Below are 10,198 nucleotides of genomic sequence, written 5' to 3'. Positions count from 1 at the left end.
GTCTTCATTGAAGTCTTTAAACGCATTTTTAAATAGAACATTTTCCCAAATATTATATTCTCCGAATTTCAGAACGTTTCCAACAACAAAGTCATTATATGGATTGAAGTAATATAGGTTCTCATAAGCCTTAGGAGGCAGATAATCGTCGGCATCCATGAAATGAACATATTCTCCCCGAGCCAATTCAAGCCCGAAGTTTCTGGCCATTCCCTGTCCCTCGTTTTTCTTGTGGAACGCATGGAAATTCTCATAGTTTTCCGCATATTCATCGATGATGAACTTGGAATTGTCTGTGGAACCGTCATTTACCATGATTACTTCGATATCATTAATCATTGTCTGGTTTAAAATGGAATCCAAGGTGTCTCTCAGATACTCCTCAACATTGTAAACCGGTATAATAACAGAAATTCGAATCATAATCCACCTTTTTTAATTTCATCAACAATTCTCTTTGACGCATTTCCATCTTCAATTCCGCAGAATCTTTCATAGAATGCATCATATTTGTCCTTATACTCTTCTTTTAAAGATTCAATATTGACAATACAATCAATGACCTCATCAGTGGTCTTTAATAGAGGTCCCGGAACTTCTGAATGTATATCAATGTAGAATCCTCTTAAAACATTTTCATATTTTTCCAAATCATAAGTGTAATATAAAATCGGCCTTCTGAGATTTGCAAAGTCAAAGAAAACACTTGAGTAATCTGTAATCAGAACATCACTAATCAAGTACAGCTCTGCAATGTCATCGTATTTGCTCACATCAAATGCAAAACCTTCAGCAGCAGACAAATCCATATTGTCGGATACGAAATAATGTGTTCTTACAAGTAGGATGTATTCATCGCCGATTGCCTTTTGAAGCTTTTCCAAATCAAGCTTCAATTCAAAATGCATTTTGGCGGCATCATAATACTCATCATCCCTCCATGTCGGAGCATACAATACTATTTTCTTATCAGTAGGCAGATTCAAATCCCTTTTAATCTGTGATACCTGCTGCGGTGTTGCATTATATAGAATATCGTTACGAGGATAACCTGTTTCTAGGATTTTCCCTTCATAGCCAAATGCGCTTCTTAAAATATCAGTAGTGTATCTGTTTGGAGAAATCAGATAATCCCATTCCTTTGCAACCTTAATATATGATTTTTTAATATTCGGGTCTCTTGTGTAGACGTTACCAATGTCCAAACCTAACTTTTTAAGTGGGGTTCCATGCCAGGTGGATACGATTCTTTGTGAATCTCGTTTATGCAGTCTTGAAGCCTGACGACCATTGATTACCCAATATTTTGATTTTGCAAGTTCCTTGTAAAACTTTAATGTGAATCTTTTAACTTTTTTAGGATTGCCTGGAATTTCAACGCTGTTGTCGTCAATCACCCAAACATAATCAAATTCATCACCGTAATTGTTGTACAAATATTCATATAAGTATTTCGGACTGTCTGAATAGAATTTGCCGAGAAAACTTTCAAATATTATTTGCTTTTTGTTGATTGGCTTTCGGTTGTAATATCTGAAGTAAATGAATGTTTTAAATCTCCATCGGCTTTTGAAGATACGTTTTGTCTTTTTCCAGTTGACCCTGAGGCGAATGTATCTGGTTAATTTTTTGATATGATTTGATTGAAATGCCTTAATTTCTCTTCTCTGGAAGAATGTCAAATAGTCCATATTGAATTCACGAGAGATTACCTGCATAACATCATAAACAATTCCTCTCCAGTTTTCATCATCACTGGACAGGAAATTCGGACCGAATACCTTATAGTAGTAATCAAAGAAAGTGAAAGCCATCTCATCCTTTAATATAATATACTTTTCCTGAGGGTCCTTGTCATTCAAGTCGTTTATGACCTCCAGAACCTCTTTATAAGCGTTTGCATAACTTAAGAACGGATCGCCTCTCGGTTCCTGAATAAGAGAGGTCAAGTTAATCGGGTCATCCCTATTTCTTTTAGCGTAAATCGCTTCCTCAACACCAATGAAGGTGTTCAGTTTAGGGAAAATTTCAGTCATGAATGAATAGTCAGAGTAAAAGCGGTCGTTTTCATCAAAGAGAGTATCATCTATTTTTTCTTTTTTAATTAATGAATGAAGAACAGACAAAACTTCTTTTTTATTGGTTCTTTGACCTACAAGCAACCTTAGTGAAAAGTGCATATCTGAAAGTTTGCCTTTTTTAAGAGGGTCTCTATTTTTATTTGTATTTTCAAAACGCTCTTCAAATCTTTCTCGAATAAATGCTGTAGCCATTCTTTCTCCATTTACAAAGTCCGCACCTGAATCTTTAGCTACATTGACAAGTTTTGACAAGGCATCCTTATACAAATAATCATCGGAATCCATGAAGTAAACATACTCACCACTGGACAAGTTTAAACCTTCATTTCTGGCCTTTCCAACATTGATTCTTTCATCAAAAGATTTGGTGATTATGTTTAGGCTGTCTTCATACTTACTAAGCAAATCATCAACATTTTCATGATTTCCATTCAGAATGATAATTACTTCAGCATCATCCAACATTTGCTCGGCCAGACTGTCCAAACAATCTTCCAAATATCTTTCAACATTATCAAATGGAATTATTATACTAACAAATGTCATTTTACACCCTAATAATTTTCATTTGCTTTTTTAAGCATATCAATGCCCTCGTCAAGCATTTCCATAACATTTTCCCGCTTTTTGAATTTGTTCAATCGTCCATGATCCCTGATTTTTCTTGGGATTTGCATATACTTCAAACCATAAATATCTTTAATGTAGTTAACTGAATTTTGAGGAGCAGGAAATTCATATTTGCCGAAAGGACGTTTTATAAGTGGAAATATTTCATCTGTTCTTACTAAAATATGCTTATATGCTGCATATTTTGGAATATCTCCACGTGCATTGTCTATACCTGGAATAATCATGTCAGTTTTATCCAGGGTTAGATTGAAATCCCTGTAAAATTTATCCAAGTATTCCTCAAGAGTATATTCATCAGGATTGTGATAATATTCAGTCAATGCATTATTGAACTCCTCGTCCAAATCACTGTCCCATTTTGTAATGTAGTCATAAGGGAAAAAATCCACTCCTATAAATTTGGCTTTGATTTCCGGGCGTTTATATGACAATTGATACCATCTTTTTGATTTAAAATTATGTTTGTCGATTTTAAAATCTGCAATGAGATTAGGAAGATCATTCTGATTGATCTCTTCAGGCAGAATTTCCACCAGCCTGTTGTAATCCTTTCTCATTATTCCCACGTCCAAATCATCATCCCATGGGACAAATGCATTATGTCGAACAGAACCAAGTAATGTCCCGTAATCCATCCAATACTCGATATCATGTTTAGCACATACATTATCAACGAATTTCATTAGCTCATAGGACAACTCCCTCATTCCCTTTAAGAACGGAGTCGGTTCGAGTTCATAGAAAATGTATAGATTGTTTAAATAATCCTGTTGAGTTTCGGCGAGCCTTTTTAATTTTTCAAACTCATGCCGGGTTACAAACTCATCCTCATTAAAATCAATGATATCAATGGAATCATCATTCTTTTTAAATTTATCAAAAAGCATTATAAACACCTAATGTATTAAAATATGTTAATTGAATTATATAAAATTATAGTAAAAATTAAAAATTATCTGAAATTTTGATTTGCTTTTAGCAATTCCTCATATGACTTTTGAAGCTTCGCCATTATGTCAAGCTGTTTTTTATACCTGGTTAATCTATTATGGTCTTTAATGCTTTTACCTATCTGCATATAGTTTTTACCATAAATCTCCTTCAAGTAGTTATCTGGATTGTTAGGTGCTAAAAACTCCCCATTACCGAATTTGATTCTTTTTAATGGTTGCAAATCTTCAGTTTTGAGAATCTTGAATATGGATCCGGTTCTAAAGCGACCTCCGTCAACACCAGCAATGAAATAGTCGGTTTTGGACAAACTGAGATTTAGATGACTGCATGATTTTTCCAGTGCATCGCTTAAACTGACATCACCTTGCCACTCCTTAAAGAAATTAGGCCTCAATTCATGAAATCTTTCAATGTATTCGGCTTCATCATCAAAACCTGTGATGTAATCATATGGAAAAACGTCTATTCCCACAAATTTCCCTCTGAACTCAGGCTGCTTACAGTTAATTTGAAACCACCGTATGGACCCGGGGTCCCATGAAGGATTCTTGAAATGTGCTTCAACATATTTCAAACCGCTGTTTTCAAGTTCAACAGGAAATACTTCAAGAAATCGGTAATAATCAGCTCTCATCATTCCGACATCCAAATCATCATCCCAAGGAATGAAATCCCCATGCCTTACTGCCCCTAAAATGGTGCCGAAATCAAGCCAGTATTCAATATCATACTTGCTGCAAACATTATCGAAAAACTTCAAAAGTTCATAGGACATATTTCTCATTAACTCAAGATATGGAGTCAATTCCAGTTCATGAAAAACGAAAATGTTATTTAAATAATCCTGATGGGCATTAACCAATCTCTCCAGTTTATCAAATTCCTGTTTTGTTGGATAATCAGGAGTTTCGACTTCTTTTTTATTTTTAAACTTATCAAACATGAAAAAACACTCATTCAATATTTAAATTTCTGTTAACCTTGATTATCATATCATTTGACTCTTCAAGCATTTTTATAATATTTTCCTGTTTAACATAACGATTTAAACGACGATGATCACGCATTTTATTGGGGATTTTCATATAATCCTTACCATAGATATCTTTCAGATAGTAGTCAATGTCATTAGGTGCCTTGAATGTTTTTCCAGCAAATTCAACTTCTCTGAATGGAAATATTTTATCGCTTTCAAGTACGGAAAATGAATACACATCCACAAATCCTGTTCCACGAAGATCCTCAACGCCAGGAATAAGGTAGTTTTGCGGTTCGAAATCCAAATCCAGCTCGCCATATAATTTATCAACAACCTCATTGATTGTCAAACCATCAGTCCTGCCTTTGAAAAACCTGTCTCTGGACTCATAAAATCTTTCCTCAAGACTATCGTCGGGATTTGCGATAAAGTCATAGGGGAAAATATCTATTCCAATAAATTTGCCTCTGAATTCCGGACGTCTGAATTCTATTTGAAACCATCTTCTAGATATCCTGTCACGGACATCAACTTTAAAAACCGCAACGGTATCGATTAATCCGCTGCTGTCGATTTCCTCCTGAATGACATCAATGAATCTCAGATATTCTGAGCGAACCATTCCGACATCCAAATCATCATCCCAAGGAATGAAATCCCCATGCCTTACAGCACCGAGAAGCGTTCCGAAATCAAGCCAGTATTCAATATTATGTTTGGAACATACATAATCAAAAAATTTAAACACTTCATAGGATATGCTTCTCATAAGCTCCATATAGCGTCCAGGTTCAAGCTCATGAAACACAAAAATGTTATTTAAATATTCGTGGTGAGTATTGACCAGCCTTTCCAATTTTTCAAATTCCCTTTTTGTTGGATAATCGGGAGTTTCGGCCTCTTTTTTGTCCTTAAACCTATCAAACATTATTACACAACAGATTAAAATTCAAAATTTTCGTTTACAGATTTAAACATTGCATTTGACTCTTCAAGCATGTCCATAATAGTTGGCTGCCTTCTATAACGGTTCAATCGGCCATGGTCACGAATTTTACTAGGAATCTGCATATATCGTTTACCATAAATTTTCTTTACATAATCATGACTGTCATTAGGTGCCAGAAGTTCGCATTTTCCAAATTTGACCCTTCTGAGAGGAAACATCTTGTCATACTCCATTGTTGCAAATTTATATATGTTTACCTTTCCACGGGCGCCTTCAACACCCGGAATGATAAATTTGTCCTTATCCAAATTCAGATTCAACTCTGAATATAACTCATTTACAGCTTCCCTAATGTTCATGCCATCGGTTCTTCTTTTATAGAACTTTGCTCTTGAATCATAATAATTTTCTTCAACATTGTCGGGATTTTCAATATAGTCATATGGAAATACATCGATTCCTACAAATTTTCCCTTGAATTCCGGACGTCTGTAATTAATCTGGAACCATCTTTTGGATACTTTATCATGCTTGTCGATTTTAAATGCGCAATCAACATTTTCAAGACCGCTATTGTCTATTTCAGATTGGAATATGTCAATTAATTTGAAATAATCTGACCTCATCATTCCAACATCCAAATCATCATCCCAAGGAATGAAATCCCCATGTCTCAATGCTCCCAAAAGAGTTCCGTAATCCAGCCAGTACTCCAAATCATGCTTCCTGCAGACATTGTCAAAAAATTTCATCAGCTCATATGACAGACTGCGCATTTCCTCCAGGAATGGAGTAGGTTCCAAATCATAGAATATAAAAATATTGTTTAAATAATCCTGATGAGTATCCACCAGCCTTTTGATTCTTTCAAACTCCTCTCTGGTTACCAAATCATCTTTTGAAAGTGAATCCCCTTTAGATTTAAATCGATCAAACACCATAAGTATCATTAACCTTCTTTAAACTGTTACTAGCTTTATTAAATATCTCTTCAACATTCTCAATCTCTTTATAATAAGTCAAACGTCCATGATCACGAATCTTTTTTGGTATCCTCATGTATCTCTTTCCATAGGCACTTAAAAGGAAAGTATGAGGATTTTTTGGTGCAGAAAATTCATATTCCCCAAATGGTATCCTCTGAAGGGGAAAGAGCTCATCACTTTCAACAATCTCGAATGGGAAAATGTTAACGTTTCCATGTACACTTTCAACACCATGTGTAAAATATTTTTGAGGATCCAAACTGAGATTCAATTCATCATATAACTTGCCGATAATGTCTTCCATATCGTCTGATTTGTTTCTTCTTTTATAGTATTTCGCTCGGGATTCATAGTATTTTTCTTCAAAACCTTCAATAGGTTCCCCATCAATAAAATCATGCGGAAAAATATCTATCCCGATAACTTTTCTTTGGAAATCAGGAACGTAATAACTTATCTGGAACCATCTTTTGGATTTCTTGTCACGTTTATCGATTTTATAGTCGACAGTCAGGTTTTCAATATTCTTCTCATCAATCTCATCCTGAATTACATCGATGAACTTCATATAATCCTTTCTCATCATTCCAACATCCAAATCATCATCCCAAGGAACAAAATCATTATGCCTTACTGCTCCAAGCAAGGTTCCATAGCCAATCCAGTAAGATAAATCGTATTTTTCGCAGACATTATCAAAAAATTTCATCAATTCGTAAGATAAGCTGCGAATGCTGGCTAAAAAAGGAGTTGGTTTTAATTTATAAAACACATAGATATTATTCAAATAATCCTGATGTGTTTTAACAAGATTATTCAACCTGTCGTAATCTTTACGAGGAATTAAATCTTCTTTTTTAATTTCATTTTTAGATTTGTCAAAAAACATATTCTACACCATTATAACTGTTTTTATCTAAAAAGATATATAAATTTAATTTAAAAATAAGTCTAAAAACCTTTTTTTAATAGTTTCAGTTGATTAAATTATAAAATTCTTCAATAGCCATTTTGTTATATTTTTCAAAGTCGGTGTTTTCGCAATTGACTTTTCCATTTACGAAATCATACATTCCACTCAATATTCCTTCCTGAGAGTTTTCAACAATCTTTCCGGCAAATTTGCCCATTTCACGGGTTGCATCAATATCCGTTGAAATTATTGGAATGCATAATGTATCAGCTTCCATCAAAACCATCGGCCAGCCTTCATAAAATGAAGATAAAATAAACAAATCGCATTCTTTAAGTATCGGCATAGGATTGGCAATATTATTTATTAAGGTGATGTTTTTTCCATATTCTGCAGAATCCAACAGCTCACAGGTTTTCTCATAGAAAGTTCCATACCCCCCTATGATTATCAGCTGTGAATCTGGATAATCTCTACAGAAATCATTGAAGGCTCTTATCAATCTTTCATGGCCCTTTTCAGGAGAGAATCTGCCAATCGTAATGAACTTGAATACATCTTTACTTAAAACCTCTTCAATATCGTTGTTATAAACGGTAGTATTAGAAGTTATGTTAAGCAGTTTTTCTGAATTCTCATAAATCCTCTCATAATCATTCAGATTATGAACAACACGAATATTATCTTCACGACCGCTGATTTCACTGGTCGGCTTAATTAAACTTGGAGATACAACACAAACATTATCTGCAAGTGAGTATGCCTTCTTTAAAATATTCAGATTTTGATTGCCTTTGGTTTCGGCTTCCCGAATCATGTCATTGTGAACCCAAACGCTACACTTGACTCCAGAAAAAGCAAACATTAATGTCTCATCATGATTGTAGCCGTCAAAATCGATTACATGGTCAAAGTTAACCCATGCAAACTGCTTATCAAATGATCTTTTAAACAGACTGCTTAATGATTCCGGACAGTCCATCGCTTCATCGGACAAGTAGAACTTATTGTAGTCCATTTTTTCCTTGACTGTCGGTGTCAAGTTGAATCTCAAAGGCAGTATTTCAACGCCTTCAGGCAGCAACTCGAATATCTCTTCGTGGTTTTCGACAATATTTTCTTCCCATTGCTTGAAAGTGATGAAAAAGTTATATTTTTCACGGTCAAGATTATTCAGCAGATTAAAAAGAGATGATGCAATTCCGAATTTATATAATGCCCCAGCAAAAATCAGAATGTTGGGATTGGAATTTTCAACTTCACGAAGTTTAGTGGCATTTTCATCATTGAAAATTTGTCTGCAGATATTTTCAGCCGCATTGGGATTGTCATAGGTACAGTATTTATCAACAAATTCACTATCATCATAACTTTTAGGTGAATTCATCTCCTCAATCAGATCATCAATGTTTTGAACCTTAGGGAAAGGCAAATCAGACAACGGGAAGTAAAATCCTCTATATGAACAGTAATCCTCTTCATCATAATTGAATAATATTATCTTACGCCCAGTATTTGCAAAGTCAAAAAATACAGAGGAATAATCGGTTATCAGCACATCTGCCATATTGATAATGTCATATATCTCATAACCCTTTGGAAACGCTTTGATATGTGAAAATTTTGAAAAATCAATTTTTGATTCATTTAAAACATGCAGTTTTGTGAACAGTATTTGATTGTCACTAAGTTTGGAGTCGATTTCAAGCAGATAATCTTCAACTAGATCCTTTTGACCTTCATTATCCCTATCCATCAATATTCCACGAAATGTTGGCATGTAAACAAATATTTCCTTATCGTTTAAACCCAATTTCTCCTTTAGATGAGAATCCGAAAAAAAGACGCTGTTTCTCGGATATCCTTCCAGCATTATTTTGCCGGGAAAAATCTTTTCAATCATGTAGGATTTCATCATCTTATCCATCATGTAATCATTGGGATACAATAAATAGTCCGCAGATAAAAAGGTATGCTGAACATTGCCCAGACGATGCTGTTCAGGAACATTATCAAATCCCATGACCTTCAAGGGCGTTCCGTGCCAGGTATTGATAAAAATCTGACCCTCTTTTTTAACGTATTTGGGACGAATTCCAGAATCAGTAAATATATACTTTGCCTTTTCCAATGTTTCGGTTGCAGTTGCCTCTTTGGTGATGATTTTATCAATTTTTAGATTATAATTTTTTTGATAGGCTTTAATCTGTTCTACAACCTGCGGTTTGGCATGAACATGAATCTTTAAATTGCCATATTTGCCGCTGGATAACTCTTCAACTATCCTGAAGATATTTCCGGTAAAGTCAAGACCGTCACGGGATTCCAGATAAACCAAATTCTCATCTAAATCACCATTATAATATGCCTTATAAATCATTGAATTTATAGCACAATCTTTAAAATTAAGTAATTTGGATTTAATTCCCATGTTATCCCGTGAAAATTAGAAACCATCGTCAATTGTTAACTGATTTACACCATGATAAGCCTTGTTGAACAATGTTCCATTATAATTTGTATGAATAGTATAATTTCCATTCTCAAAAGTGGACAATACAATGGATGCTTCCCCTTCCTCATCGGTGACTACATCATAATTATTCGCCCAACCTGAATCATCGAGAATTTTAATATGGACACTTTCACCAGGATAAACATGCCTGTAATCATCAGTCAAGACGATTTGAACTGCATCCCCAT

General features: G+C 34.5%; 9 protein-coding genes. All 9 read right to left on the bottom strand.

From position 1 onward, the window contains the following. Nucleotides 1–423: glycosyltransferase family 2 protein (locus ACJMLO_RS04675; protein WP_405294396.1), on the bottom strand; the 423-nt coding region annotated here is incomplete at its 3' end. Continuing rightward, the gene (locus ACJMLO_RS04670; protein WP_405294394.1) at nucleotides 420–2,627 is read right to left on the bottom strand and encodes a CDP-glycerol glycerophosphotransferase family protein; all 2,208 of its coding nucleotides are present in this window, start codon (nucleotides 2,625–2,627) and stop codon (nucleotides 420–422) included. The genes ACJMLO_RS04670 and ACJMLO_RS04675, both read right to left, overlap by 4 nt. 8 nt (nucleotides 2,628–2,635) lie before the next feature. Beyond that, nucleotides 2,636–3,601 (bottom strand): LicD family protein, encoded by a 966-nt coding sequence (locus ACJMLO_RS04665; RefSeq protein WP_405294392.1) that lies wholly within the window; start codon nucleotides 3,599–3,601, stop codon nucleotides 2,636–2,638. Nucleotides 3,602–3,666: 65 nt separating this feature from the next. Further along, nucleotides 3,667–4,611: a phosphorylcholine transferase LicD gene (locus tag ACJMLO_RS04660; protein WP_405294390.1), complete on the bottom strand. Its 945-nt coding sequence runs from the start codon at nucleotides 4,609–4,611 to the stop codon at nucleotides 3,667–3,669. 10 nt (nucleotides 4,612–4,621) lie between these two features. After that, nucleotides 4,622–5,575 (bottom strand): phosphorylcholine transferase LicD, encoded by a 954-nt coding sequence (locus tag ACJMLO_RS04655; protein WP_405294388.1) that lies wholly within the window; start codon nucleotides 5,573–5,575, stop codon nucleotides 4,622–4,624. A gap of 14 nt (nucleotides 5,576–5,589) precedes the next feature. Then, nucleotides 5,590–6,537, bottom strand: a complete 948-nt coding sequence (locus ACJMLO_RS04650; protein ID WP_405294386.1) for a phosphorylcholine transferase LicD — start codon at nucleotides 6,535–6,537, stop codon at nucleotides 5,590–5,592. Next, nucleotides 6,527–7,471 carry a phosphorylcholine transferase LicD gene (locus tag ACJMLO_RS04645; RefSeq protein WP_405294384.1) on the bottom strand — a complete coding sequence of 315 codons (945 nt, stop codon included), beginning with the start codon at nucleotides 7,469–7,471 and terminating at the stop codon, nucleotides 6,527–6,529. Before ACJMLO_RS04645 ends, ACJMLO_RS04650 begins: the two co-directional genes overlap by 11 nt. An 85-nt stretch (nucleotides 7,472–7,556) precedes the next feature. After that, complete coding sequence (locus ACJMLO_RS04640; protein WP_405294382.1) at nucleotides 7,557–9,926, bottom strand: CDP-glycerol glycerophosphotransferase family protein; 2,370 nt, start codon at nucleotides 9,924–9,926, stop codon at nucleotides 7,557–7,559. A 15-nt stretch (nucleotides 9,927–9,941) separates the two neighbouring features. Further along, nucleotides 9,942–10,198, bottom strand: a 257-nt coding sequence (locus tag ACJMLO_RS04635) for a hypothetical protein (protein WP_405294380.1), incomplete at its 5' end; no start/stop codon positions are given.

Origin of the sequence: Methanobrevibacter sp., from assembly GCF_045120835.1 — an archaeon.
In the GTDB taxonomy this organism is placed as follows: Archaea; Methanobacteriota; Methanobacteria; order Methanobacteriales; family Methanobacteriaceae; genus Methanocatella.
The sequence above is the reverse complement of the archived record's forward strand: the minus strand, read 5'-3'. Positions and strand labels throughout refer to the sequence as shown.

What these genes read in the sequence shown, in the direction of transcription:
- ACJMLO_RS04670 (WP_405294394.1), bottom strand. Translation starts at nt 2,627, where the DNA reads ATGACATTTGTTAGTATAATAATTCCATTTGATAATGTTGAAAGATAT.
- ACJMLO_RS04665 (WP_405294392.1), bottom strand. Translation starts at nt 3,601, where the DNA reads ATGCTTTTTGATAAATTTAAAAAGAATGATGATTCCATTGATATCATT.
- ACJMLO_RS04660 (WP_405294390.1), bottom strand. Translation starts at nt 4,611, where the DNA reads ATGTTTGATAAGTTTAAAAATAAAAAAGAAGTCGAAACTCCTGATTAT.
- ACJMLO_RS04655 (WP_405294388.1), bottom strand. Translation starts at nt 5,575, where the DNA reads ATGTTTGATAGGTTTAAGGACAAAAAAGAGGCCGAAACTCCCGATTAT.
- ACJMLO_RS04650 (WP_405294386.1), bottom strand. Translation starts at nt 6,537, where the DNA reads ATGGTGTTTGATCGATTTAAATCTAAAGGGGATTCACTTTCAAAAGAT.
- ACJMLO_RS04645 (WP_405294384.1), bottom strand. Translation starts at nt 7,471, where the DNA reads ATGTTTTTTGACAAATCTAAAAATGAAATTAAAAAAGAAGATTTAATT.
- ACJMLO_RS04640 (WP_405294382.1), bottom strand. Translation starts at nt 9,926, where the DNA reads ATGGGAATTAAATCCAAATTACTTAATTTTAAAGATTGTGCTATAAAT.